The organism is Sphingomonas sp. S1-29, assembly GCF_026167545.1.
In the GTDB taxonomy this organism is placed as follows: domain Bacteria; phylum Pseudomonadota; class Alphaproteobacteria; order Sphingomonadales; family Sphingomonadaceae; genus Sphingomonas.
Genome location: NZ_CP110678.1, coordinates 852,754 through 877,952, shown reverse-complemented (window position 1 = coordinate 877,952; position 25,199 = coordinate 852,754). Strand labels below are relative to the sequence as shown.

Here is a 25,199-nt window from a genome sequence, read left to right as displayed (position 1 = left end):
CGGAACCCCGGCTGCGCCCGCTCATTCGTCGAGCGACCGAATTGACAGGAGACCGCATGCCCGCTGCCCCGATTGCTGCCCCAGACCTGCCCGATCATCCGATGCTGCCCTTATGGTCGCTGGCGCTGCCGGCGTTGGGGCTGATCGCGATTGGCCTGTCGCTTGCCAAGATCGGAGGTGCGGGAATCGCGATGGCGGTAGCGATCCTGATCGGATGCGTGCTCGCGGCGGTGCATCAGGCCGAAGTGGTCGCGCACAAGGTCGGCGAACCGTTCGGGACCTTGGTGCTGGCGGTATCGGTGACGGTGATCGAGGTGTCGCTGATCGTCTCGCTAATGCTCACCGGCGGCGACGATGCCCCGACCTTGGCGCGCGACACGGTGTTCGCGGCGATCATGATCATCCTCAACGGAATCGTCGGCATCTGCCTGCTGGTGGGCGCGGTGCGGCATCATGAACAGGTCTTCGTGCTGAAGGGCGTCAGTGCGTCGCTCTGCGTGCTGGCGGCGATGGCGGTGCTCAGCCTGGTGTTGCCCAACTACACGCTCGCGCGCGCCGGGCCCTATTTCAGCCCCGCGCAATTGATGTTCACCGCGACGATCTCGCTGATCCTCTACGCGACGTTCGTGCTGGTGCAGACCGTTCGCCACCGCGATTATTTCCTGCCCGCGGCCGACGGCGATCTGGGCGACGAGGCGCATGCAGCGCCACCCACCACCCGACAGGCCTGGACCGCCTTCGGGGTCCTGCTGGTGGCATTGGTATCGGTGGTGCTGCTGGCGAAGGATCTGGCGCCGACGCTCGAGCGCGGCGTGCTCGGCGCAGGACTGCCGCTGGCAACGGTCGGCGTGGCGATCGCCGCGCTGGTGCTTGCGCCCGAGAGCCTCGCCGCGGTGAAAGCGGCGCGGCGTAACCGGCTGCAGACCAGCCTCAACCTCGCGCTCGGCTCGGCGCTGGCGACGATCGGGCTGACGATCCCGACCGTGGCGATCGTGTCGCTGGTGCTCGGGCTCGACATCGCGCTCGGCATTGATTCGAAGGCGATCGTGCTGCTCGGGCTGTCGCTGCTGGTCGCGGTACTGTCGCTCGGCAACGGGCGGACGACGGTGTTGCAGGGGGTGGTCCACCTGCTGATCTTCGCGACCTATTTGTTCACGACGGTGGTGCCGTAATCCGAGCCGGGCGGTGGCGTCAGCTGCCGCCGTCGCCCGGTAGCTTGCGCAACACGCGCGACTGCGGATCGACGATAACCAGCGCCCCCGCCGGTACGGCAACCGAACCGCGCCCGTTCGCCATCGCCAGCGTCTGCACCCGTCCTGCGACCCACACCTCGACCGGCAAGGGAAAGTCGCCACCCCCCGGCACTTTCCACGCCAGCGCCAGCCGCCCCGGCGTCCGCGTTTCGGCCAGTTCGGGAAGCGCTGCCTGCCCCAGATACACGTCAAAGAACCAGCCGAGGTCGCGCCCGGCCACATCGTTCACGATCGCGCGATATTCGGCGGTCGTCGCGAAGCGTGAGGTGAAGTTGCCCGGCGCTGGATCGGAGCGGCCATAGACGACGCGGCGCATGATTTCGCCGAACTTCGCATCGCCGATCAGCCCGCGCAGCGTGTGGAGCATCCACGCGCCCTTGAAATAAATGTCGCTGCCAGGCCCGGTCGCTTCGTCGCTCACGAGGTTCGCCGCGCGAGGCGTGCCCGAAACGATCGGATGAAGATTCTCGAACCGCGCCCGCCCGGCGCGCATCATCGCCAGATAGCGCCCTTCGCCCTCGCGGGCACGGCCATAGAGCGGCTGCATATATTGGGTATAGGCCTCGTGCAGCCAGAAATCGTCCCAGTTCGCCACCGTCATCTGGTTGGCGAACCATTCATGGCCGAACTCGTGGTGCAACAGCCAGTCGAAGCCCTCGGGCGCCTGCTTATAGGCGTTGCCATAGGCGTTGATCGTCTGGTGCTCCATGCCGAGGTGCGGGGTCTCGACCACCCCCATCTTCTCGGCGGCGAAGGGGTAGGGGCCGACCATCGCCTCATAGAAATCGAGCGTCGGCGCGAATTCGGCGAACAGCCCGCGCGCCTTGGCCTCATTGCCTTCGAGATACCAGAAATGCATCGGGATCTGGTTGCCGAAACGGCTGGTATGGACCGCCTTGAGTTCGCGATACGGCCCGACATTGAGCGCGACCGAGTGGATCGTCGGATTGGCGACCCGCCAGTTCCACCGGCGCCGTCCGTCGGCCAGCGTATCGATGCCGGTCAACACCCCGTTCGACGGCGCGCCGAGCCCTGCGGGAACGGTGATGTGCAGGTCGACGCGCTTGGGCTCGTAGGTCGGGTAATCGATGCACGGCCAGAACAGGTCGCAGCCCTCGCCCTGGATCGCCGTGGCGACCCAGGGCTTGCCCGACGGCGTCTTGGCCCAGACGAAGCCGCCATCCCACGGCGCGCGCACCGCGACATGCGGGGTGCCGGCATAGCTGATCCGCGCGCTGACCTTGCCGCCCGCCGCAACCTGGCGCGGCAGGTCGATCGTCATGCGGCCTTGCGGGTTGCGCCACGCGCTGCGCGGCAGCGCGACCCCGTCGATCGCCACCGCGCTCACCGGCAGATTACGGTCGAGATCGATCACCAACCGGCGGACCGGCGCCTTGGCGGTGAAGCCAAGCGTCGCCACCCCCGCGATCGCTTCACGCTCGGGAAAGATTTCGAACGCCAGGTCGGCGGTGTCGAAGATCAGCTTTTGTTGGTCGGGGTCGAGCGGCCCACCCGTCGTCGCGGTTTGCGCGGTGAGCGGCGGCTTGCCCGGATCGGCGGCGGCGGAGGCGAGCAGCGCGGCGGCGCCAAGCAGCGCCGCACGATTGATGCCTTGCATTGCGCCCCCATATAGGTTGCAAAGGCGTCGTTTGTCGGACGCCATCGGAGTGTTCATGAAGTCCAGCTATCCCGTATTGCCGCTACGCGACATCGTCGTGTTCCCGCACATGATCGTGCCCCTGTTCGTCGGTCGCGACAAGTCGGTCGCCGCGCTCGAGGCCGCGATGGCCGACGACAAGGAGATTTTCCTGGTCGCCCAGCTCGACCCCGCGCAGGACGATCCTGGTCGCGACGATCTCTACGACACCGGCGTCTCCGCCGAAGTGCTGCAATTGCTCAAGCTGCCCGACGGCACCGTCCGCGTACTGGTGTCGGGCAAGGCGCGCGCCAATCTCGACCAGCTCGAGGCCAAGGACGGCTATCTCACCGCGACGGTCTCGCCGGTCGAGGAAGCGGCGGTCGAGGGTACCGAGGTGCAGGCGCTGATGCGATCGGTGGTCGACCAGTTCGAGAATTACGCCAAGCTCAACCGCAAGCTGCCCGCCGAAACCGCGGTGCAGCTGGGCGAGCTCGACGATGCCTCGCGCCTCGCCGATGCGATCGCGGGGAATATTGCGGTCAAGGTCGCCGACAAGCAGTCGCTGCTGGTCGAGATCGACCCGCGCAAGCGGCTCGAGATGGTGTTCGCCTTCATGGAGGGTGAGCTTGGCGTGTTGCAGGTCGAAAAGAAGATCCGCAGCCGCGTGAAGCGCCAGATGGAGAAGACCCAGCGCGAATATTATCTCAACGAACAGTTGAAGGCGATTCAGCGCGAGCTGGGCAATGAAGGCGAGGAAGGCGATGGCGACGAAATCGCCGAGCTGACGCAGAAGATCGCGACGCTCAAGCTGTCGAAGGAAGCGCGGACCAAGGCCACCGCCGAGCTGAAGAAGCTCAAGACGATGGCTCCGATGTCGGCTGAATCGACGGTGGTCCGCAACTATCTCGACGTGCTGTTGGGGCTGCCCTGGGGCAAGAAGTCGAAGGTCAAGAAGGACCTGGTCGAGGCCGAAGCGGTGCTCGACGCCGATCATTATGGCCTGGAGAAGGTCAAGGACCGCATCCTTGAGTATCTCGCGGTCCAGGCGCGCACCAACAAGCTGAAGGGGCCGATCTTGTGCCTCGTCGGGCCGCCGGGCGTGGGCAAGACCTCGCTTGGCAAGAGCATCGCCAAGGCGACCGGGCGCGAGTTCATCCGCCAGTCGCTGGGCGGTGTGCGCGACGAGGCCGAGATCCGCGGCCATCGCCGCACCTATATCGGTTCGCTGCCGGGCAAGATCGTGACCAACCTGCGCAAGGCCGGCACGTCGAACCCGCTGTTCCTGCTCGACGAAATCGACAAGCTCGGCCAGGATTTCCGCGGCGACCCGGCATCGGCTCTGCTCGAAGTGCTCGACCCTGAACAGAACGGCAAGTTCCAGGACCATTATCTCGAAATCGACGTCGACCTGTCGGACATCATGTTCGTCACGACCGCGAACTCGCTGAACCTGCCACAGGCGCTGCTCGACCGGATGGAGATCATCCGGCTGGAGGGCTATACCGAGGATGAAAAGGTCGAGATCGCCGAGGGGCATCTGATCGCCAAGCAGATCGACGCGCATGGCCTGAAGGAGGGCGAGTTCACGCTCGAACAGGCCGCGCTGCGCGATTTGATCCGCTATTATACCCGTGAGGCGGGCGTCCGCACGCTCGAGCGCGAGATCGCGCGGCTGGCGCGCAAGGCGCTGCGCCAGATCCTCGAGGGCAAGGCGACCAGCATCACGATCACGCCAGAGAATCTCGGCGAATATGCCGGGGTGCGCAAGCATCGCTTCGGCATCGGCGAGGAGGAGCATCAGATCGGCGCGGTCACCGGGCTTGCCTGGACCGAAGTCGGCGGCGAATTGCTGACGATCGAAAGCGTGACGGTGCCCGGCAAGGGCGCGGCCAAGATCACCGGCAAGCTCGGCGATGTGATGAAGGAATCGATCGAAACCGCGTTCAGCTTCGTCAAGGCACGCGCGCCGTCTTATGGCATCAAGCCCAGCCTGTTCGCGCGCAAGGACATCCACATCCATCTGCCCGAAGGTGCGGTGCCCAAGGACGGTCCGTCGGCGGGTATCGGAATCGTCACCGCGATTGTCTCGACGCTCACCGGCGTTGCGGTGCGCCGCGAGATCGCGATGACCGGCGAGGTGACGCTGCGCGGCCGGGTGCTGCCGATTGGCGGCTTGAAGGAAAAGCTGCTTGCGGCGATGCGCGGCGGGATCACGACGGTGCTGATCCCGGCGGAAAACGAGAAGGACCTGGTCGAGATCCCCGCGGTGATCCGCGACGGGCTCAAGATCATCCCGGTCAGCCATGTCGACGAGGTGCTTCGCCTGGCGCTGGTCGAACCGCTCACCGCGATCGACTGGACCGAGGCCGACGAGCTGGCCGCCTTGCCCCCGCCCGGGGTGCCGCCGGTGGCGGGGTCGGTGCACCACTAACCCGCCGTTTTTCGGACGTTTGGCCGCAAAAACGCCCAAATCCCTTTGACACAGGGCGTTGGAGCGGCCTTACTGCCGCACCGATTGCGGACATTCGATCCGCGAGCGAGCAAGTTTCGGTTTTTAGAGCAGGGGTTTTGGGATGAACAAACAGGAACTGATCGGCCAGGTTGCCGACCATTCGGGGCTTACCAAGGGCGACGCGATCAAGGCGGTCGAAGCGGTGTTCGATTCGATCTCGGGTGCGCTCAAGAAGGGCGACGAAGTTCGCCTGGTCGGTTTCGGCACCTTTTCGGTCAGCAAGCGCAAGGCATCGACCGGTCGCAACCCGCGCACCGGCGAGCCGATGACGATTAAGGCCTCGACCCAGCCCAAGTTCAAGGCCGGCAAGGGCCTGAAGGATTCGGTCAACTGATCGACTGACATACGCCGTCGATCGACGGGCTGGACAAAGGGCGCGCGCCTCGCTTAAGAGCGCGCTCCCGCCGTTCGGTTCGCCGTTTCGGCAGCGGGCGCGTAGCTCAGTGGTAGAGCACACCCTTCACACGGGTGGGGTCGCAAGTTCAATCCTTGCCGCGCCCACCAGATTTTCGAAACCCCGCCGGGCGCGAGCCTCGCGGGGTTTTTCGTGTTTGGCCTGTCGATCGGCGGCTCGCTGTAACCGCGGCGTAACAACCGTCACGGTTCAGCAATAAAACTGCCACCGAACTTTCTTCAAAATCCCATCCCGTAGTCATGCTTGGGCCTTAGCGAGGGCGCGAGGTCGACAGGGGGATTTCCGAGTCGATCGTGGGCGCCCATGCCCAGCCCTCGCAAACCGGAAGCACCGGAACGGAGATTCTTCATGGCCGATTTCAAACGCCTCAGCCTCGTATTGCTCACCAGCTGCGCCGCAGCCTCGCTCGCCGCCTGCGACGGCGCGACCAGCGTCGCATCGCCCGGCGAAGGCGTGATCGTTGTGCCTGCCCCGACGCCCGCCCCGTCGCCCACGCCGACACCGACGCCAACCCCGACGTCTGGTACCGGCCCTGCAGCAAGCTGCCCCACCGGCACGGAGAGCGTCGGTGTGATCGGTAACTTCCGCAGCTGTCGTCTGCCGACGCTGATTACCAACTTGTCGCTGCCGCGCGTTGCTGGCGTTGCGTATGAGATGAACGGCCGCGTCGATGTCGGCGTGGACCGCGGCGGCTCGGGCACGATCGGCCAGGCTGGTAACCTGACAATCGCTCCTGGCGTGATCATCTATGCCAATACCACCAACGGTGACGCCGACTATCTTGCGGTCAATCGCGGCTCGACGATCAACGCCGAAGGCACCGAAACCAGCCCAATCATCTTCACCGCGCAAGCGAACTTAACCGGCAATGTCACCGACGAGTCGCAGCAGCTTTGGGGCGGTATCGTCCTTGCAGGGCGCGCACCGATATCGAACTGCAACCTAGGCGGTGTCACGGGTGGTGCAGTGAATTGCGAGGATGACGTCGAAGGCACCGGCAACGTTATTTACGGTGGATCGACGCCGACCGACAGCTCGGGCGTTATGCGCTACGTCCAAATCCGCTATTCGGGCACGACGATCAGCCCCGATAATGAACTGCAGGGCCTCACCACCGGCGGCGTCGGTTCGGGCACGCGGATCGAATATGTCCAGATCCATAACAGCTCGGACGATGGCATCGAGATTTTCGGCGGCCGGCACAACGCCCGCTACCTGGTTATCACCGGCTCGGATGATGACAGCGTGGATACCGATGTCGGCTGGAAGGGCTTCATCCAGTTCGTGATCGCCGCGCAGCGCCCGAACAACATCCAGAGCGATAGCTACATGATGGAGATCGACTCGAACGGCAACGAAGACGCGCTTCCGCGCCAAAATGGCCGGATCGCCAACTTCACCTTCATCCATCGCTCGACCGGCGTGAACGCAGCGATCCGTCTGCGCGGCGGTGCCGACTTCACCTTCGTCAACGGCATTGTCACCAGCAACCAGCCCTGCTTGAACATCGTTGCGGGGACCGAGGCAAATGGCGGCAAGTCCACCATTCGCGCGGCCAATGCAGCCCTGGATGAAGAAGGCCCGCCGCGCTTCAACTCGGTCTACTTCGCATGCTCGGCACTGTCGGCAACGACCACGCAGAGCAACGTCACTGTCACCAACGACGAGCAGGCAGCTATCGTAGCCGCAGGCACCAACAACGTTACCAACGGAACCGCCGCAGCGGCGCTGAACGGTCTGCTGCCGGGCACGGGTGCCGCCGGGGTTACGGCCTTCAACGCTGCGACGCTGAACCCATCGGGTTCGTCGTTCTTCGTCCAGACCTCGTATATCGGTGCGGTCAACGGCTCGACCGACACTTGGTATCAGGGTTGGACCTGCAATTCGAACCGCGCGAACTTCGGTACGACCAGCGGCTCGTGCACGACGGTGCCCGGCATCTAACAGGCTGTCGATGCCAACCGGGCGGGGGTGATGGCAAGGGGCCGTCACTCCCGCCTCCTTGCGGCGGCTCGTCGTTTACCTGATCCGGATATTGAAAATGAAAAAGCAACTAGCATTCGGAAGCCTGCTTCTGGCCACTTCGCAGCTTGTCGCTCCTGCAGCGCTGGCTCAATCGACGAGCCCGCCAACCGGATCGGTCGTGACGCCCGACGCAACGCAGCAGGGCACACCGCCTGAGAGCTTGGGGCCGCAGGACGCGCCGACTGAAGATATCGAAATTTCGGCGCCCGGCGCAGGCGATGTTCAGGAAGACATTGTTGTGATCGGCCGCAACATTCCCAACATCGTCCGCGCGACCCCGCAGGTCGTTTCGGTCCTAAGCACCGCCGACATCGCCCGCACCGGCGAAGGCGACATTGCGGGCGCATTGACCCGCGTAACCGGGCTGAGCGTAGTTGGTAACGGTTTCGTGTTCGTTCGTGGCCTCGGCGATCGCTACTCTTCGTCGCTGCTCAACGGTTCGCCCTTGCCAAGCCCCGAGCCGCTGCGCCGCGTGGTGCCTCTCGACATTTTCCCAACGAATATCGTCGCGTCGGCCTTGGTGCAGAAAAGCTATTCTGCAAACTATCCCGGCGAATTCGGCGGCGGCGCGATCAATCTGACAACGCGCGCCGTGCCCGACGAGACATTCCTTCAGGTTGGCGGTTCGGTGGGTTTCGACACCGTTTCGTCGAGCGAACTCGGCTATGTTTATGATGGCGGCTCTGCCGATGTTTTCGGATATGATGATGGGGAGCGCGACGTTCCTGCGTTCATCCGCGAGGCGGGACTGAATTCGCGCAGCCTCACTTCCGCCGAGGCGTCGTCGCTTTCGAACGCTCCTACCACGTTGCTGCAGGAGCAGGCACAGCTCCCCGCGAACTGGTCGGGCGAAGCTAGCTTCGGGACATTCGTGGACGTAAGCGGTTCGACCCGGATCGGGTTGATCGCAAGTGGCGGCATCAGCAACAGCTTCCGCACGCGCGCCGCTACACAGCAGGTTGCCAACAGCGCAGACGGCGGGCTGTCGAGCGACTTCGACACGGTCACCACCGACAACCGCATTCTGGTGAACGGCTTGTTCGGGCTGGGTGCCGAAATCGGCGAACACCGCCTTCGCCTGACCAACGTATATGTGCACGACACGCTGAAGCAGGGCATCCTGAGCGCTGGCGACAACGAAGCGTCGGGCATTCCTAGTCCGTTCGGCGTACCCGGCCTGATCGAGCAATATACCAACTGGTTCGAGCGCCAGCTGTTCACCACCCAGTTCAATGGGGAGTTCGATTTTGATCCGCTCAAGGTCGAGGTTCGCGGTTCGTATGCTAATACTAAGCGTAAATCTCCCTATGAGCGGGCGTTCCGGTATCAATATACCGACGCGCTGGGGATCAACGACTATATCAACGATCTCGGCGGATCACCGAACCGTTTTGGCAGGGTAGCGTTCAGCGACCTGAACGAGGATCTCTATTCGGGTTCGATCGACCTGACCTACGACCTCAACCTCGATCGCCCGCTCAGTATATCGACTGGCTATGCGTATACCGACTCGCAGCGTACTGCGAGCCGCTATGAGTTCCGCTATCTCGGGCCGAACAACGCATCGCTGCCGATCGAGGTTGCGCAATTGCGTCCCGACTATCTCCTGTCGGACGCCACGATCAACTTGTACGGCATCACCCTGCAGAACAATTCGACGTCGCAGGGGGCCGCAGCATATGATGCGTCGCTCGAGACGAATGCAGGCTATGTACAGGTCGACGCAGAGGTGCTCGACGGCATTCGTGCCACCGTCGGCGTTCGGTATGAAGACGCCAGCCAATCGGTCGTGCCGACCGGCGGCGTAACGGGTACGAACCTGTCGAACAGCTATTGGCTGCCGGCATCGACGATCACCTGGAACTTCGCTGAAGACATGCAGCTTCGCGTCCATGCGTCAAAGACCATCGCTCGACCGCAGTTCCGTGAATTGGCGCCGCAAATCTATCAGGATTTCGAATCGAACCGGCAGTTCATCGGCAACCCGTTGCTGGTCGACTCGGAGCTGTACAATCTCGAAGCTCGGTATGAGTGGTTCTTCGGGCGCGATCAGCGCCTGACGGCGGCGGGCTTCTACAAGCGGATCGACAATCCGATCGAGGCGGTTGCATCGATTGCGGCCGGTGGCGGTGCGCTGCAGACCGGCTTCTCGAATGCGCCCTCCGCCAACCTCTATGGCGGCGAGATCGAGTTCCAGAAATATCTGCCGCTCGACAGCCTGGGCAGCAGCTTCGCCACTGCGCGCCTATTGTTGCTCGCGAACTACACATATACCCAGTCGAGCATCAACGCCTCGGAGGCGCTGGTGCCCAACCCGATCCTCAACCAGCCACCGGTAGCGGCAAATCTGTTGTTTCGGGACGGCGCACCGCTGGTTGGCCAGTCGGACCATCTGGTGAATGCGCAAATCGGTATCGAGGACGAGGAGAACCGCACCCAGTTCACCGTGCTGTTCAACTATGCCAGCGAACGAGTCACAAACCGTGGCCCGGTTTTCGACGGCCAGCGCTTGCCCGATATCGTCGAAGAGCCCGGGCTGCGGCTGGACGTGGTGTTCCGGCAAGGGATCGCGATCGGCGACAAGCAATCGATCGATCTGAAGTTCGAAGGCCGCAACCTGACCAAGACGCGGTACCAGGAATATCAGATTTTCCCTGAGAACGTCCGCGTTGACACCAACACCTATGATCTCGGCCGCATCTTCACCGTCGGGATCAGCGCCACGCTGTAACCGTCGAGCTATCGCGCCGATGCGGGCCGCCGGGGCATATCCTCCGGCGGCCCATTTCGTTTTACGCCCAGCCCCAGGGGCGCTCGCGATACCATTTGGTGATTACGTACTTGGTCCCCGCGCGCACCTTCATCCCATGATGCAGCGTCGCCGGATTGGGCGTGCCGTCAGGACGCAGGTTGTTCCACGCGAGCAGTTTGCCGGTTTCGGGATGGACCATCTTGTCGATCGCCTTGAACCGCGTCGCGCCGCCTGCCTCGGGTTCGTTCAGGTAGAGCATCACCGTCCAGGTACGGTTGCCCGCGACCGAGCAGAGTTTCTGGAAGTCGGCGCCCTGTGGTTCGAAATAATCGGTGTGCGCCTTGAACTCCTGCCCCACCGCATAGCGCTGGCCCTGGATCGGCTCGCCATGCGCGCGATCGAGACCGCAAAACGCGGTGATCGCCCGCTCGAGCTGCGCGACCAGTGGATCGCTGGTGTCGAGATCACAGGTCTCGCTGGTCCGGAACGCCGAATCGCCGTTGAAGTCCGACACCGTCGAGGGGCGGCGCTGCGCATCGATCTGCGCGCACAACGCGGCGCAGACCTCGGGGGTGAGAAAGCGCTTGCGGAGGAACAGCGTTAGCTTTGGGCTGGGGACTTTCTGGACACCGGGTTGCGCGAGGATTTGATCGATTACTGGTTCGGGCGGATAGCCCGAGCCGAGATTGACCGACGGGGCGGATGCGAGCGTTGCCATGGCGTCATCCTGCCAAAAAGCCGCAGCCGCGAAAAGCGTTGGGAGGTTCGGCACCCACTTCGCTTGGTAGCTGACACGAAACGGTAACATCAGGGTCGCAGGACCGTAACGCTCGGCCAGATCGGTCGCGCTTGGGGGGCATATGGCGACCGATCACTTGCTCGTACGGCAACGGCAATCGTCCCCGGTCGTTCCCCGCGGGACGGTAATTCCCGCGCCCACCGGTAGCGGCGAGGCGGACGCAATGCTCGACCGCATGCTGGCCGAATGCATCGCGCGCCGTGGCGGCACGGTGCATGTCGATCTCAGCGGCGAGGCGCTGGCGATCCGGATCCGCGTGCACGGTGCGTTGCACGAAGTCCTGGCGCTGCGTGGCTCCGACGCCACGGCCTTGCGCGCCTGCCTGTTCGACCGCGCTGGGCTGATCGCGGGGCAGGGTGAGGGACGGTTGACCGCCGCCGGCCGCGACTGGCTCGCCCATCGGCTCGACACCGCCGATGGCGCGCGCGTCGTGCTGCAGCATATGGGGACGCCGATCGCCGAAGACCCGCTGGCCGCGATCGGCATGTCGCCTGCGCTGGTCCGCACGATCGACAGCGCCTTGCTCGATGCTGCGGGCGGTGTCGTCGTAGTGGCGGGACCCTCGGGTTCGGGCTGCGCCGCGACGTTGCGGGCGATCCTGGCGCGGGTGAATGTCGGTACGCGGCGATCGTTCGCGGTCCAGCGCGTCGCCGAGGCCGCAGACGCCGGCGTCGGGCGGGTAACCGTTGATGCAGCCGATCCGCGCGGCACCGCCGCTGCGCTGCGGCTGGTGCTGCGGCAGGATCCCGACATCGTGCTGCTCGACGACTTGCCCGATCGCGAGACCGCGCAGATGGCGTTCGAGGCGGCGCGGACGCGCCGGCTGTTGCTGTTGGGGGTCGAGGCCGACGACGCAGTGGGGGCGATCGCGCGGCTGCGTGCGCTGCGCGTCGAACGCTTCCTGCTCGCGTCGACGCTGCGGGTCGTCGTTGCCCAACGCCTGGTGCGCCAGCTCTGCGCCGATTGCCGGCGCCCGGTCCAGGCATCGGCGGCGGCGTCGGCGCTGCTGGGGTTCGATCCGGGCTCGGTGATCTACACTAGCGACGGCTGCGACGTATGCAAGGGCAGCGGCTTTGCGGGGCAGGTCGCGGTGTTCGAAGCGATCGCGTGCGATTCGGCGATCAGCCGGCTGCTCAACGATGGCGGCGATTCCGCGATCCTTTCGCGTCACGCCTTCGTCGCCGCCCCCAATCTCGGCTCGGCCGCGCGCGCGCTGGTGCGCGAGGGGCGGACCACGCCCGAGGAAGCGCTACGAATCTCGCGGGGCGGCGCGGCGGTCACCGCCTGACGCAAGCCAATGCGAAGAAACCCGCGCAGCAATCTTGCGTTTGGCGAAACCCCTCGTTAAGTGCGCTCACTCTGCGGCGGTCGTAGTTCAATTGGTTAGAGCACCGGCTTGTGATGCCGGAAGTTGCGGGTTCAAGTCCCGTCGGTCGCCCCATTCCTTCCCCAACACCGGAACCATCGTTCGTGCTCACCGACTGGGGCTTCCCCGATTTCGACGATCATGAGGGCGTGCACCTCTTCACCGACCGCGCCACCGGCCTGCAGGCGGTGATCGCTTTGCACTCGACCGCGCTCGGGCCAGCCGCTGGCGGCACCCGCTTCTGGCATTATGCCCAGTCGGCCGATGCGATTACCGATGCGCTGCGATTGTCGCGCGGGATGAGCTTCAAGAACGCGATGGCCGGGCTGCCGATGGGCGGCGGCAAGGGCGTGATCCTCGCCGATGCCAATCGCACCAAGACCCCTGAAATGCTCAAGGCTTTCGGTCGCGCGGTCGAATCGCTCGGCGGGCGCTACATCACCGCCGAGGATGTCGGCATTTCCGAAGCCGATATGGTTACCGTGTCGGGCGAGACGAAGTTCGTCTCGGGCCTGCCGGCCACCGCCAGCGGCGGGGCAGGGGGCGATCCGGGACCCTTCACCAGCACCGGCGTGTATCTTGGCGTCAAGGCGGCGGCGAAGCGCGCGCTGGGCACCGATGACATGCGCGGCGTCCATGTCGCGATCCAGGGCGTCGGCAGCGTCGGTGGCGGGCTCGCCCGGCTGCTGGCCGCCGACGGCGCGCGGCTGACGCTGGCCGACGTCAATCGTGACCGTGCGCAGGCACTTGCCGAGGCGCTCGGCGCTGCGGTTGCCGATCCTGACCAGGTGCTCGGCATCGAAGCCGATATCGTCAGCCCCAATGCGCTTGGCGCGGTGCTGACCCCCGAATCGATCGCCGCGCTTCGCTGCAAGGCGGTCGCGGGCGGCGCGAACAACCAGCTCGCCCACCGCGACGACGGCGCGACGCTGCATGCGCGCGGGATCCTGTACGCGCCCGATTACGTCATCAACGCCGGCGGCATCATCAGCGTCGGCCTCGAATATCTCGGTCATGGCGACCGCGCCGAGGTCGAGCGGCGGATCACGCTCATTCCGGGCCGGTTGGTCGATGTGTGGGACGAAAGCGAGCGCACCGGGCTGCCCGCGTCGGACGTCGCCGATGCGCAGGCGCGCCGGCTCATCGGCCGCGGATGATCCTGCCGCGGTCGAGCGGCGGCTGCTGACGGTGCTGCGGCGCCGATCGCTGCGACGGACGCCCGCATGGGTTTCGTAACCCTGGCCTTCCTGCTTGCCGCGATCGTCGCGTTGCTATGGTCGCTACGGATCGCGCCGCGATTGCTGTTGCTGGCGGGCGCGGTGATGATGCTGGGGGCGGCGGGCTATGCGCTGCAGGGCCGGCCGACGCTCGCGGGGAGCTTGCCCGACGCCCAGGCGGCGCGCGGCGCGCCGATCGATCCGTCGCTGATCGAAATCCGCCAACAGATGTTCGGCCGGTTCCAATATGCCGATACCTATTTCACACTGACCGACGCGCTCACCCGGATGGGCAATGATCGCGGCGCGGCGCTGGCGATGCTCGGCGGCGTGCGATCGGCGCCCAACAGCCTGCCGCTCTGGACCTGGCTCGGCGTGACGCTGAACCAGCAAGACGGAGGGGCGATGTCGCCTGCCGCGCAACTGGCGTTCCGGAAGGCGCGGTCGCTCAATCCGCAGCATCCCGCGCCGTGGTTCTTCCAGGGCACAGCGCTGATGCGCGCGGGCGAGTTCGATTCGGCGCGCGCCTATTGGGTGCGTGCGCTGGCGGTGTCGCGGGCGAATTCCGCGTACCGGCCGGCCATCGCCGAACGGATCGCGATGCTCGATCGGTCTCTCGCGATGCGCGTGAAGATGCAGGCCGAGATGGGCGGCGCGCCGGTGATGTAGCAAGCCTCTCCCTGGAAGGGAGGGGTTGGGGTGGGTATCGTCCAGGCAATACGGTTCAATCGCGCGCTGCGCCGCCGTATCACGAGCACTCGACCCACCCCCGCCCCTCCCTTGACCACGGAGGGGCGGGAAAGCGGTTAAACCCCGCGCCCCGTCTGCCCCTGCAGTTCGTCGATCCGCTTCGACGCATCGGCCTTGGTCAGCGTCTCGTCAAACGTCTCGCCGGCTTCCTCGCTCAGCGTCTTGAGATACGATGCCTGCGCACCCGTCATTTTCTCGTCCCCGGTGGTCCAGTCATCGGGGTCCTTCTCGGCGTTCGAAAAGGGCTCGCTCTTGGGGTTGGCAGTATCGGACATCGTGGGTTCCTCGTTACTTAGGCATCATGCGCCAAACGAGCTTGTTCCACATTCGTTCCCGTCCATTCGTGGAAGGATAGGTCGAGCGCTTCGGCTACCGCGCGATGGCGGATCTTGCCCTGCGACACGTTCAGCCCGTTCGCCAGATGCCGGTCGGCAGCCATCGCGCCCTCGGCGCCCATCCGCGCGAGGCGCAGCACATAGGGCAGGGTGGCGTTGTTGAGCGCGAAGGCCGAGGTGCGGGCGACCGCGCCGGGCATGTTGGCGACGCAATAATGGATGACGCCGTCGACCTCGTACACCGGGTCGTCGTGCGTGGTGGCGTGCGAGGTTTCGAAGCAGCCCCCCTGGTCGATCGCGATGTCGACCAGCACCGAGCCGCGCTTCATCGTCTTGAGCATCTCGCGCGTCACCAGCTTGGGCGCGGCGGCGCCGGGCACCAGCACCGCGCCGATCACCAGATGCGCGTTCTTCACCGCCGCGGCGATCGCCGCCTTGCTGGCATAGGCGGTCTTGATCTGGCTCGAGAAGAACATGTCGAGCTCGGCCAGGCGGTCATTGTTGATGTCGTAGATCGTGACGTCGGCGCGCATGCCGACCGCCATCTGCGCCGCGTTGACGCCCGACACGCCGCCGCCCAGGATCGCGACCCGCGCCGGCGCGACGCCGGGCACGCCGCCCAGCAATACGCCGCGTCCGCCCTGTTCCTTTTCGAGATAATGCGCGCCGACCTGCACCGACATCCGCCCGGCGACTTCGCTCATCGGCTTGAGCAGCGGCAGCGAGCGCGATTCGCTCGTGACCGTCTCATAGGCGATGCAGGTCGCACCCGACGCCATCAGCCCCTCGGCCTGCGCCTTGTCGGCGGCAAGGTGGAGATAGGTGAACAGCAGATGCCGCGGCTCAAGCATCGCGATTTCCGAAGGCTGGGGCTCCTTCACCTTCACGATCATGTCGCTGCTCGCGAACACTTCGGCAGCGGTGCCGACGATGCGGGCGCCCGCGCCCACATAATCGGCGTCGTCGAAGTCGATTCCGCTGCCCGCCTGGGTCTCGACGATCACTTCGTGGCCCGCTGCCACCAGCTCGGCGACCGAGGGCGGGGTCAGCCCGACTCGATATTCGTGGTTCTTGATTTCCTTGGGGACACCGACTCGCATGAACGATCCTCTCTTGAAGCTTATGGCGCGCCTATAGCCCGGCGTTTCGCGCTTGTCCCGCGGGTGGAAACCGGGTCCATCGGCCCCGTTGCGGCGCTGCAGCGAGGGTGGTAACGGCGCGGTTTCCTTACACGAGAGATTTGGTCGCATGGTCGTTCAAGGCCCGCTACCCGCCCGGACGCTTCGTTCGTGATCGACAACCCGACTTCGTCGGCCGAGCTGCCGGCGTCGGACGATAGCGAACCGCCGCGTGCGCATGGCCAGAACGGCATGTGGAAGCTCACGATCGGCGCGATCGGCGTGGTGTTCGGCGATATCGGCACCAGCCCGCTCTATGCGCTCAAGGAATCGTTCGTCGGCCATCATCCGCTGCCGGTCGATGGGGTGCACGTGTTCGGGGTCGTCAGCCTGATCTTCTGGACGATGATGATCATCGTCACGCTGAAATATGTCATCCTGATCATGCGCGCCGACAACAAGGGCGAGGGGGGCAGCCTGGCGCTGCTGGCGCTCATCACCCGCCGATCGGGCGCGCAGCGCTGGTCGCGCAGTCTGGTGATGCTCGGGGTGTTCGCCACCGCGCTATTCTATGGCGACAGTTTCATCACCCCGGCGATTTCGGTGCTGTCGGCGGTCGAGGGGCTTACCACCGTCCAGCCGGGGTTCGAGCCACTGGTGCTGCCGATCGCGGTGTCGATCCTGGTCGGGCTGTTCTTCATCCAGGCGCGCGGCACCGAGGTGATGGGCAAATTGTTCGGCCCGATCATCATCGTCTATTTCATCACGCTGGCGGTGCTCGGCGTCATCAACATCATGCCGCGCCCCGAAGTGCTGTGGGCCTTGTCGCCGCAATATGCGGTGCAGTTCTTTACCGACGATCCTCGCCTGGGCTTCCTCGCGCTGGGATCGGTCGTGCTGGCGGTCACCGGGGCCGAGGCGCTCTATGCCGATATGGGGCATTTCGGGCGCAAGCCGATCGCGATCGGCTGGCTCTATTTCGTCGCGCCCGCGCTGATCCTCAACTATCTCGGCCAGGCCGCGCTGCTGATGAACGACCCCAGCGCCGCGGCGAACCCGTTCTTCCGCATGGCGCCCGAAGAATTCCGGCTGCCGCTGGTAATTCTGGCGACGATGGCGACGATCATCGCCAGCCAGGCGGTGATCTCGGGCGCCTTCTCGGTCACCCAGCAGGCGATCCAGCTCGGCTTCATGCCGCGGATGCGGATCAACCACACCAGCGCGAGCGCGGCGGGGCAGATCTACATCCCCGTCATCAACTGGGCGCTGCTCGTGATGGTGCTGCTGCTGGTGTTCTTCTTCCGCAGCTCGAGCAACCTCGCCGCAGCCTATGGCATCGCGGTGACGGGCACGATGTTCATCACCACCTGCATGCTCGGCGTGCTGATGGTGCGCGTCTGGAAGATGCCGACCGCGGTGGCATTCGGCGTCACCTTCGTCTTCCTGGTGATCGACGGTGCCTATCTTGCGTCGAACATGACCAAGATCCCCGATGGCGGCTGGTTCCCGCTGCTCGCGGGGATCATCATCCTGACGCTCATGACCACCTGGGCCAAGGGCCGCAAATTGATGATCGACCGGCTGCTCGAAAGCGCGATGCCGATCAAGGTGTTCATCCAGTCGGCGGCCAATTCGGCAACGCGAGTCGCCGGGACCGCGGTGTTCATGACCTCGACCCCCGAAGGCGTGCCGCACGCGCTGCTGCACAATCTCAAGCACAACAAGGTGCTCCATGATCGCGTCATCCTGCTGACGGTGAAGATCGTCGACGTGCCCTATGTCGCCGACGACAAGCGGGTCGCGCTCGACGATCTGGGCCAGGGGTTCCACCGCATGATCCTGTGCTACGGCTTCATGGAAGAGGCCGACGTGCCCGCCGCGCTCGCCAAGGTGCATGATTGCGGCGCCGAGTTCCGGATGATGGAAACCAGCTTCTTCTTGGCGCGCCAGACGCTGTTGCCCTCGGCGCGGCCGGGGATGTCGCTGTGGCGCGAGAAGCTGTTCGCGTGGATGCTGCGCAACGCCGAAAGCGCGATGGAGTTCTTCCGCCTGCCCACCAACCGCGTCGTCGAACTGGGAAGCCAGGTCGAGATTTGACCGGGGCAGCACAGCCCGCGCCGATCATCGTCACCGCGCTCTTCGGTGGCGAGGACGCCAGCTATCTCAATCGGCTGCGTACCGAGCATTTCCCACCCGAGCGCAACCAGCTCGACGCGCATCTGACGCTGTTCCACCATCTCGCGCCCGATCTGGCGCGCGAGCTCAAGCAGCGGCTGGCGGCCGAGACGCGGGGTATTACGGCGCCCGATGCGCGGATCGCCGGCGTGATCTCGCTGGGGCGCGGCACCGCCTTCCGCATCGAATCGCCCGCGCTCGAGGATATCCGGGCGCGGCTGGCCGAGGCATTTGCGCCGATGCTAGTACCACAGGACCGCGCCGGCTGGCGCCCGCACGTGACGATCCAGAACAAGGTCGAGCCCGCCGCCGCCAGGGCGCTACGCCAGCAGATCGAAGCCGATTTCGCGCCGCGACCCCTCGCGATCGCAGGGTTGGCGGCGTGGTGGTATCGCGGCGGGCCATGGGAAGCCCTCTCGCGCCATATGTTCGCTTGACCGCCCCGCCACACCGACTTATGAGCGCGCCTTCGCCAATAGGCGGGCCCCTTGGGGCGGAGTAGCTCAGTTGGTTAGAGCACGGGAATCATAATCCTGGGGTCGGGGGTTCAAATCCCTCCTCCGCTACCACCCGCGTGGTGTTCGGCTGTTGTGCGCCGCTCCCGTCATAGGTCAGCAATCGCTGCTTCGGCCGTTGCATCACCCCGTCCCATGCCTTGGCATGCGCGATGTTTTGGCGGCGTCGTTGGCGTCGACGCTCGCGGCGTTCGCGTTCGCGCACATGCTTGCGAATGCCCAAGCCAAGACACAGTGCTACGATGATGAAGATGACCAGCCCGAGATGCATGGGAGCCGACTCCGCGATAGAGCTTCTGGTGCGACGCAAAACTCTACGCAAACTCGACTTTGGCTACAGCAACAGCAGCGATTCGGCGAGTCCGTTGCCGCGGCTGCGAAGGCGCGTTGTGCCATTTCGCGGCGGCGCAGCACCGCTGGCAAGCCCGCCCCGCCGCTCCTATCTTGCGATCTGGCACGCGGGCGTCTTAAAGCCGGTCGCACGATCCTCTTATCCGATGGAATGCCATGACGACGCACACCACCCGCATGCTGATCCTGGGCTCGGGCCCCGCCGGGCTTTCGGCCGCCATTTACGGCGCGCGTGCCGGTATGCAGCCGATCGTGGTGCAGGGTATCCAGCCGGGCGGCCAGCTGACCACCACCACCGATGTCGAGAATTATCCCGGCTTCCGCGAGGTCATTCAGGGGCCGTGGCTGATGGAGGAGATGCAGGCACAGGCCGAACATGTCGGCACGCGGCTGATGTACGACACGATCGTCGAGGTCGACGTCTCACGGCGCCCTTTCAGGCTGATTGGGGATGGTGGGGATGTGTATGAAGGCGAGACGCTGGTGATCGCCACCGGGGCGCAGGCGCGCTGGCTGGGGCTCGACAGCGAGGAACTGCTCAAGGGCAAGGGCGTGTCGGCCTGCGCGACCTGCGACGGCTTCTTCTATCGTGGCAAGAAGGTGGCGGTGATCGGCGGCGGCAACACCGCGGTCGAGGAAGCCTTGTACCTCACCAACCACAGCGACGACGTCACCCTGATCCATCGCCGCGACAGCCTGCGCGCCGAGAAGATCCTTCAGGAGCGGTTGTTCGCCAACGACAAGATCACCGTGCTCTGGAACAAGGGGGTCGAGCGCTTCATCGACGGCGGCGGCACCGCGGGGCTGGTCGGGATCGAGCTGCGCGACACCGTGACCGGCGAATTGTCGGCGATCGACGTCGATGGCGGGTTCGTCGCGATCGGCCACCATCCCGCGACCGAGCTGTTCCGCGGGCATATCGAGCTCGACGAGGATCACTACATCGCGGTCGAAACCGGATCGACGCGCACCAACGTGCCCGGCGTGTTCGCGTGCGGCGACGTGATGGACAAGGTGTACCGCCAGGCGGTGACCGCGGCGGGGACCGGTTGCATGGCCGCGCTCGACGCCGAGCGCTTCCTGGCTGAGGTCGAGTTCGAGGAAGTGCGCGAGGCGGCGGAATAGCCGGCGCTAGGTGAGGGTGGTGCGGTCGCTTGCGACCGCGCGAGCCAGAGGCTCGCACCACCCTCATCCAACCTTCGCTAGGCCGCTTTGTGGCCAAGCTTCGGTATCCTTCTCCCGCCGGCGGGAGAAGGTTTAGGGGACCATCGCTTTCAGCAACTGCTCGCGCAGCCAGGCCTTGTCTTCGGCGGTGTGGAAGCTGTGGCTCGCGGTATCGCGCTCGGCGATCGTCAGCCGCCCGCGTAGTGGATCGAACGCGCTTGCCTGCCAGGCTTCGTTGAACGCCACCGCGGTATTGTCGCGCTTGGCGAGCAGGATCGTGATCGGTTCGGCGCGCGCCGCCATCCCCGCTGCCAGCCGCCCGGCAAGCCCCGCGGGTTCTTCGGTGGGCGCCTTCGACACTTTCGACAGCCCTTGCGCCAGCTTGCCCATATTCACCCCGCCGGTCACGAGCCGAAGCCAGGCCTTGGGATCGCGCAGCCGTTCGGCATAGCGCGCGCGGATCGCGGCTGCCGGCGGGAGCGCGTCGGCGGTCTCGATCACCCAGGGGTTGGCGAGCACGAAGGCGTCGATGCCGCCCACGCCGTGCAGCGCCAGCGCGCTGGCGGCATCGCAATTGCCGAACCCGACGATCCGCGTCACGCCGGGTGCCGCGCGCCGGAACGCCGCTACCGCCGCCGCGATATCGTCGCCGCTCGTTTCGAACCCGCGATTGGCGCCCGTCGAATCGCCGATCCCGCGCCGGTCGAAGCGGAAGACCGGATGCCCCGCGGCGGCGATGTCGGCGGCGAGCAGCGCCATGCCGCGATGCGCGCCGATGCGGATTTCGTTGCCGCCCGACACGACGAGTAGTCCGGTGCTCCCCCCGGCCGCATCGAGCGTGCCCACCAGCGTATCGCCGGCGCAAGGAAAGGCGATCAGCTCCCGCATTGCTTCACCCAATCGGCGACATCGGCGGCAAGTTCGCGCGCGAGTGCGGGGTTATTGTCGGGCTCGGCGCGCCGCCACAGGGGACGCGCGACGATCTTGCGGTCGGCCTCGCCAGCGTCGGTGTCGAGCCGAAGCGTGCGCAGCGGCGGCGCGACCGTCGGCACCGCGCCCTGCAATTCGGCGAGCAGCCCGCGCGACAGCAGGTTGCCCGCGAGCTCGATCGGCGGGCCATCCTCGTGGATCGCCTTGGCCGAGAAGGCCTCGCCGCTCTCCTTCACCGCGGCCTGCTTGGCGCGGATGAGGTCGCGCACCAGCGCTGCGCCGGTGACGGGCGAGAAATGCCAGCGGCCGTTGCAATTGGCGCGGGTGTCGATCAGCGCGCCGCCGCGCATCGCCAGCACATGGACGCGCGCGCCCTGGCGCGTCAGCCGCTCCTCGGCAGCCGCGAAGGCCTGACGCCAGTCGTCGAGCGTCGCGGCTTCGGTCGGGACGAGGCTCTCGCCGGTACCCGGCAGATCGGGCAGCGCCCCGCCGATCCCGTGGTCGCCGAGCGCGCGCAACAGCGTGACGATGAACGCGCGGAGCCGGTTGGCTTCCTCGAACAGCGGCATCGCCGCCAGCACGACCGGGCCGGTCGCGGGCCCGAAGCGCAGCATCGGCTCGCTGCCGTCGGTCCAATCATAATGGTCGATCATGCCGCCGCGGTCACGTCAGCGACTTGTCCTGCGCGAAGCGGACCAGCGCGCCGAAGCTTTCGAGCGTCTCGCCGTCGATATCGTCGTCGTCGATCGTGATGCCCAGCCGATCCTCGAGCTCGGTCAGCACGCCGGCTACCGCCATCGAATCGAGCTCGGGGAGCGCGCCGAACAACGCGGTGTGGTCGTCAAAGGCGGCGACGCGGTCGTCGCTCAGCCCCAGCACGTCGCGCAAGACCGCGCGGACCGCGTTTTCGACTTCGGCATGTCTTTCGGGCAGCAAGTTTGTTCCCCAACGTCACGATTTGCTTACCCCCGGGCGTTAGAGGCGCAAATGGGCGCTGCCAACCCCGCGCCCCTTGCCGGTGCGGGACAGCGGCGCGAAAAAGGCGAACGATGCTGCTCGATATTCCCGAACCCTTACCGATCGACCATGTCGCGCTGCGCGGTGCCGCCGATGCGCCCGCGCTGGTAACGCGCGACGGCACGCTCGATTATGCCGCGCTCGAAGCCGCGGTGGGGGCGCTCGCGCACTGGCTGGCGGGGCAGGGGCTGGTGCCCGGCGCGCGGGTGGCGACGTGGTTGCCCAAGACGCGGACCGCCTGCCTGATGCCGCTCGCGGCTCCCCGGGCGGGGCTCGTCCATGTGCCGGTCAATCCGGTGCTCAAGCGGGCACAGGTGGCGCATATCCTCGGCGATAGCGGCGCGGCGCTGTTGCTGACGCAAGGCGCGCGGTTGGCGGCGCTCGAGCCGGGCGACGTTCCGGCTGCTTGCCGGATCGTGACCGAGGAGGAGGCGCAGGGTAGCGACCTTCTGCCGCCCTCGTCGGCCGATCCGCAGGCGCTTGCGGCGGTTCTCTACACCTCGGGCTCGACCGGGCGGCCCAAGGGAGTGATGCTCAGCCATGCAAATATGTGGCTCGGCGCGGTCAGCGTCGCGCGCTATCTGAAGGTCACGCCGCACGATCGTGTGCTCGGCGTGCTGCCCTTGAGCTTCGACTATGGGCAGAACCAGCTGTTCTCGACCTGGGCGGGGGGCGGGTGCGTCGTGCCGCTCGATTACCTCACCGCGCGCGACGTGGTGCGCGCGGTCGAGCGCCACGCGATCACCGGGCTGGCGGGAGTGCCGCCGCTCTGGGTGCAATTGCTCGAAGCCACTTGGCCCGATGCTGCCGCCGCGAGCCTCAAGCGGCTCACCAACTCGGGCGGGGCGCTGACCCCCAAGCTGGTGCGCGAGCTGCGCGCGCGATTCCCCGCGGCCGAGCTCTATCCGATGTACGGGCTGACCGAAGCCTTTCGATCGACCTATCTCGCGCCCGAGCTGGTCGACACGCATCCCGATTCGATGGGCCGCGCGATCCCCTTCGCCGAGATCATGGTGGTGCGCCCCGATGGCGGCGAAGCCGCGCCCGATGAGCCCGGCGAGCTGGTCCATGCCGGGCCTTTGGTCGCGCAGGGCTATTGGCAGGATGCCGAGCGCACCGCGCAGCGATTCAAGCCCGCGCCCGCCTGGTCGCGCTTGGGCGGGATGGCGGTATGGTCGGGCGACACCGTCCGCGCCGATCGCGAGGGGCTGCTGCACTTCGTCGGGCGCGACGACGAGATGATCAAGTCGGCGGGCAACCGGATCAGCCCCACCGAGATCGAGGAAGCGGTGCTGTCGGGGGGCGAGGCGGCCGAGGCGGTGGCGCTGGGCGTGGCCGATCCGCGGCTGGGGCAGGCGATCACCGTCGTCGCGCGCGCCAATGGCGATGCGCGCGCCGCCGAGGCCGCGCTGCGCGACCGGATGCGGCGCGAATTGCCGAGCTTCATGCAGCCCGCCGCCTATGTCTGGCGCGAGGCGATGCCGCGCAACGCCAATGGCAAGCTCGACCGCGCCGCGCTCAAGCAGGAGATGATGCCTTGAAGCCGATGGGACCGATCCCGCCCGAATTCGCCGGGACCGATGCGTTGACGATCGCCGGCCACGACGCCGAGCATTGGATCGCGCAGGCGGGCGACACCCCGTTATTCGTGTACGATTTCGCGATCGTCGCGGCGCGGGTCGCGCGGCTGCGCGCGGCGATGCCCGACCGGCTGCAGCTCCATTATGCGATCAAGGCCAACCCGCACCCGGGGATGCTCGCGGCGATCGCGCCGTTGGTCGACGGGCTCGACGTCGCGTCGGGGGGCGAGCTCGAAAAGGCGCTGGTGGTGAAGCCCGCGGGGGTCGTCAGCTTCGCAGGCCCCGGCAAGCGCGACGACGAACTCGACCTCGCGATCCGATCGGGGGCGACGCTCAACCTCGAATCCGAGGGCGAGGCGGCGCGGGCGCTCGCGATCGGCGATGCGCTGGGGATCACCCCCCGGCTGGCGATCCGGGTGAACCCCGATTTCGACCTCAAGGGATCGGGGATGAAGATGGGCGGCCGTGCCTCGCCCTTCGGCATCGATGCCGAGCGGGTGCCGGCGTTGGTCCGCAAGCTGGTCGCGGCGGGCGCCGACTGGCGCGGCTTCCATATCTATGCCGGGTCGCAGGCGCTGTCGGCGGCGGCGATCATCGATACCCAGGCGGCGACCGTCGCGCTCGCGCGGCGGCTCGCCGACGAAGCCGGCGCACGCGCGGCGCATGTGAACCTGGGCGGCGGGTTCGGCATCCCCTATTTCGCGGGCGACCAGCCGGTCGATGTCGAAGCGGTCGGCGCCGCGCTCGGCGAATGCCTCGAACGCGATGGCGATCCCGACACGCACTATGCGATCGAGCTCGGACGCTGGCTCGCGGGCGAATGCGGCGTCTATCTGACGCGGATCGTCGACCGCAAGCAGAGCCAGGGCGAGACCTTCCTGATCGTCGATGGCGGGCTGCACCACCAGCTCGCCGCCAGCGGCAATTTCGGCACCGTCGTCCGCCGCAACTATCCCGTCGCGATTGCGCGCCGGATGGCGGCGGCGGAGACCGAGACCGTATCGGTGGTGGGCAGCCTGTGTACCCCGCTCGATCGCCTCGCCGATCGCGTCGCGCTGCCGCCCGCCGATGTCGGCGATGTCGTCGCGATCTTCCTGGCGGGCGCCTATGGCTTCACCGCCAGCCCATTGCTGTTCCTGGGCCACCCCAGCGCGCGCGAGCTGTTCGTCAATCTAACTGACGCTGAACGGTAATTTAACCTCTCCGGTCCCATAGCGCTGGCGATCCTGCGCGAGTTGCAGGCGGTCGCGCCGCCTGCTGGGGGCGCGCGAACGGGGAGCGAAGAA

At 66.1% G+C, this 25,199-nt stretch carries 20 protein-coding genes and 3 tRNA genes; 16 read left to right on the top strand and 7 right to left on the bottom strand.

Going from position 1 to position 25,199, the window contains the following annotated elements:
- The first annotated feature begins 56 nt into the window (after nt 1-56).
- Nucleotides 57-1,172 carry a calcium:proton antiporter gene (locus tag OKW76_RS04105; protein WP_265551386.1) on the top strand — a complete coding sequence of 372 codons (1,116 nt, stop codon included), beginning with the start codon at nt 57-59 and terminating at the stop codon, nt 1,170-1,172.
- A gap of 19 nt (nt 1,173-1,191) precedes the next feature.
- Here OKW76_RS04105 and OKW76_RS04100 read toward each other — a convergent pair whose 3' ends face one another.
- Nucleotides 1,192-2,871 (bottom strand): M1 family metallopeptidase, encoded by a 1,680-nt coding sequence (locus tag OKW76_RS04100; RefSeq protein WP_265551384.1) that lies wholly within the window; start codon nt 2,869-2,871, stop codon nt 1,192-1,194.
- A gap of 55 nt (nt 2,872-2,926) precedes the next feature.
- Here OKW76_RS04100 and lon point away from each other — a divergent pair, with 55 nt between their 5' ends.
- The 5 genes from lon to OKW76_RS04075 all read left to right on the top strand — a co-directional run bounded on the left by lon (nt 2,927) and on the right by OKW76_RS04075 (nt 10,575).
- Nucleotides 2,927-5,323 carry an endopeptidase La gene (gene lon / locus OKW76_RS04095; protein ID WP_265551383.1) on the top strand — a complete coding sequence of 799 codons (2,397 nt, stop codon included), beginning with the start codon at nt 2,927-2,929 and terminating at the stop codon, nt 5,321-5,323.
- A gap of 142 nt (nt 5,324-5,465) precedes the next feature.
- Nucleotides 5,466-5,738 (top strand): HU family DNA-binding protein, encoded by a 273-nt coding sequence (locus OKW76_RS04090; protein WP_256507059.1) that lies wholly within the window; start codon nt 5,466-5,468, stop codon nt 5,736-5,738.
- Between the two features lie 95 nt (nt 5,739-5,833).
- Nucleotides 5,834-5,908, top strand: a tRNA-Val gene (locus OKW76_RS04085).
- 259 nt (nt 5,909-6,167) lie between these two features.
- A complete protein-coding gene (locus tag OKW76_RS04080) occupies nt 6,168-7,763 on the top strand; it encodes a hypothetical protein (protein ID WP_265551380.1) in 1,596 nt (531 codons plus the stop codon).
- Nucleotides 7,764-7,821: 58 nt separating this feature from the next.
- Nucleotides 7,822-10,575: a TonB-dependent receptor domain-containing protein gene (locus OKW76_RS04075; RefSeq protein ID WP_322740110.1), complete on the top strand. Its 2,754-nt coding sequence runs from the start codon at nt 7,822-7,824 to the stop codon at nt 10,573-10,575.
- Nucleotides 10,576-10,636: 61 nt separating this feature from the next.
- On the opposite strand, the gene OKW76_RS04070 is transcribed toward OKW76_RS04075, so the two are convergent.
- The gene (locus tag OKW76_RS04070; protein ID WP_265551378.1) at nt 10,637-11,314 is read right to left on the bottom strand and encodes a prolyl hydroxylase family protein; all 678 of its coding nucleotides are present in this window, start codon (nt 11,312-11,314) and stop codon (nt 10,637-10,639) included.
- A 244-nt stretch (nt 11,315-11,558) separates the two neighbouring features.
- On the opposite strand from OKW76_RS04070, the gene OKW76_RS04065 reads away from it, so the two are divergent.
- The 4 genes from OKW76_RS04065 (at nt 11,559) to OKW76_RS04050 (ending at nt 14,647) form a co-directional block, all read left to right on the top strand.
- The gene (locus OKW76_RS04065) at nt 11,559-12,683 is read left to right on the top strand and encodes a GspE/PulE family protein (protein WP_265551376.1); all 1,125 of its coding nucleotides are present in this window, start codon (nt 11,559-11,561) and stop codon (nt 12,681-12,683) included.
- 76 nt (nt 12,684-12,759) lie between these two features.
- A tRNA-His gene (locus OKW76_RS04060) sits at nt 12,760-12,836 on the top strand.
- Nucleotides 12,837-12,865: 29 nt separating this feature from the next.
- Nucleotides 12,866-13,918 carry a Glu/Leu/Phe/Val family dehydrogenase gene (locus OKW76_RS04055; protein WP_265551373.1) on the top strand — a complete coding sequence of 351 codons (1,053 nt, stop codon included), beginning with the start codon at nt 12,866-12,868 and terminating at the stop codon, nt 13,916-13,918.
- Nucleotides 13,919-13,984: 66 nt separating this feature from the next.
- Nucleotides 13,985-14,647, top strand: a complete 663-nt coding sequence (locus OKW76_RS04050; protein ID WP_265551371.1) for a tetratricopeptide repeat protein — start codon at nt 13,985-13,987, stop codon at nt 14,645-14,647.
- Between the two features lie 137 nt (nt 14,648-14,784).
- Here the strand turns inward: OKW76_RS04050 and OKW76_RS04045 are convergent, their stop codons facing one another.
- Together OKW76_RS04045 and ald are read right to left on the bottom strand one after the other, a co-directional pair.
- On the bottom strand, nt 14,785-15,003 hold the full coding sequence (locus OKW76_RS04045) for a DUF3072 domain-containing protein (RefSeq protein ID WP_265551370.1): 219 nt from the start codon (nt 15,001-15,003) through the stop codon (nt 14,785-14,787).
- 17 nt (nt 15,004-15,020) lie between these two features.
- Nucleotides 15,021-16,163 (bottom strand): alanine dehydrogenase, encoded by a 1,143-nt coding sequence (gene ald / locus OKW76_RS04040; protein WP_265551369.1) that lies wholly within the window; start codon nt 16,161-16,163, stop codon nt 15,021-15,023.
- Between the two features lie 270 nt (nt 16,164-16,433).
- On the opposite strand from ald, the gene OKW76_RS04035 reads away from it, so the two are divergent.
- From OKW76_RS04035 to trxB, 4 genes are all read left to right on the top strand, one after another.
- Nucleotides 16,434-18,278, top strand: a complete 1,845-nt coding sequence (locus OKW76_RS04035) for a potassium transporter Kup (RefSeq protein WP_265552755.1) — start codon at nt 16,434-16,436, stop codon at nt 18,276-18,278.
- Nucleotides 18,275-18,793: a 2'-5' RNA ligase family protein gene (locus OKW76_RS04030; protein WP_265551367.1), complete on the top strand. Its 519-nt coding sequence runs from the start codon at nt 18,275-18,277 to the stop codon at nt 18,791-18,793. The genes OKW76_RS04035 and OKW76_RS04030 overlap by 4 nt, the downstream gene beginning before the upstream one ends.
- Nucleotides 18,794-18,848: 55 nt before the next feature.
- Nucleotides 18,849-18,925 (top strand) — tRNA-Met (locus tag OKW76_RS04025).
- 453 nt (nt 18,926-19,378) lie between these two features.
- Nucleotides 19,379-20,347, top strand: a complete 969-nt coding sequence (gene trxB / locus OKW76_RS04020; protein WP_265551366.1) for a thioredoxin-disulfide reductase — start codon at nt 19,379-19,381, stop codon at nt 20,345-20,347.
- Nucleotides 20,348-20,479: 132 nt separating this feature from the next.
- Here the strand turns inward: trxB and OKW76_RS04015 are convergent, their stop codons facing one another.
- From OKW76_RS04015 to OKW76_RS04005, 3 genes are read right to left on the bottom strand one after another with little or no spacing between them, the layout of a single operon-like run.
- Nucleotides 20,480-21,274 (bottom strand): hydrolase 1, exosortase A system-associated, encoded by a 795-nt coding sequence (locus OKW76_RS04015; RefSeq protein ID WP_265551364.1) that lies wholly within the window; start codon nt 21,272-21,274, stop codon nt 20,480-20,482.
- Nucleotides 21,262-21,969, bottom strand: a complete 708-nt coding sequence (locus tag OKW76_RS04010; protein WP_265551362.1) for a hypothetical protein — start codon at nt 21,967-21,969, stop codon at nt 21,262-21,264. Before OKW76_RS04010 ends, OKW76_RS04015 begins: the two co-directional genes overlap by 13 nt.
- A gap of 10 nt (nt 21,970-21,979) precedes the next feature.
- Nucleotides 21,980-22,252 carry an acyl carrier protein gene (locus OKW76_RS04005; RefSeq protein WP_256507072.1) on the bottom strand — a complete coding sequence of 91 codons (273 nt, stop codon included), beginning with the start codon at nt 22,250-22,252 and terminating at the stop codon, nt 21,980-21,982.
- 113 nt (nt 22,253-22,365) lie between these two features.
- On the opposite strand from OKW76_RS04005, the gene OKW76_RS04000 reads away from it, so the two are divergent.
- Together OKW76_RS04000 and OKW76_RS03995 are read left to right on the top strand one after the other, a co-directional pair.
- Nucleotides 22,366-23,874, top strand: coding sequence for an acyl-CoA ligase (AMP-forming), exosortase A system-associated (locus OKW76_RS04000; protein WP_265551360.1), 1,509 nt, complete (start codon nt 22,366-22,368; stop codon nt 23,872-23,874).
- A complete protein-coding gene (locus tag OKW76_RS03995) occupies nt 23,871-25,106 on the top strand; it encodes a pyridoxal-dependent decarboxylase, exosortase A system-associated (protein WP_265551359.1) in 1,236 nt (411 codons plus the stop codon). Before OKW76_RS04000 ends, OKW76_RS03995 begins: the two co-directional genes overlap by 4 nt.
- The last annotated feature ends 93 nt before the right edge of the window (nt 25,107-25,199 follow it).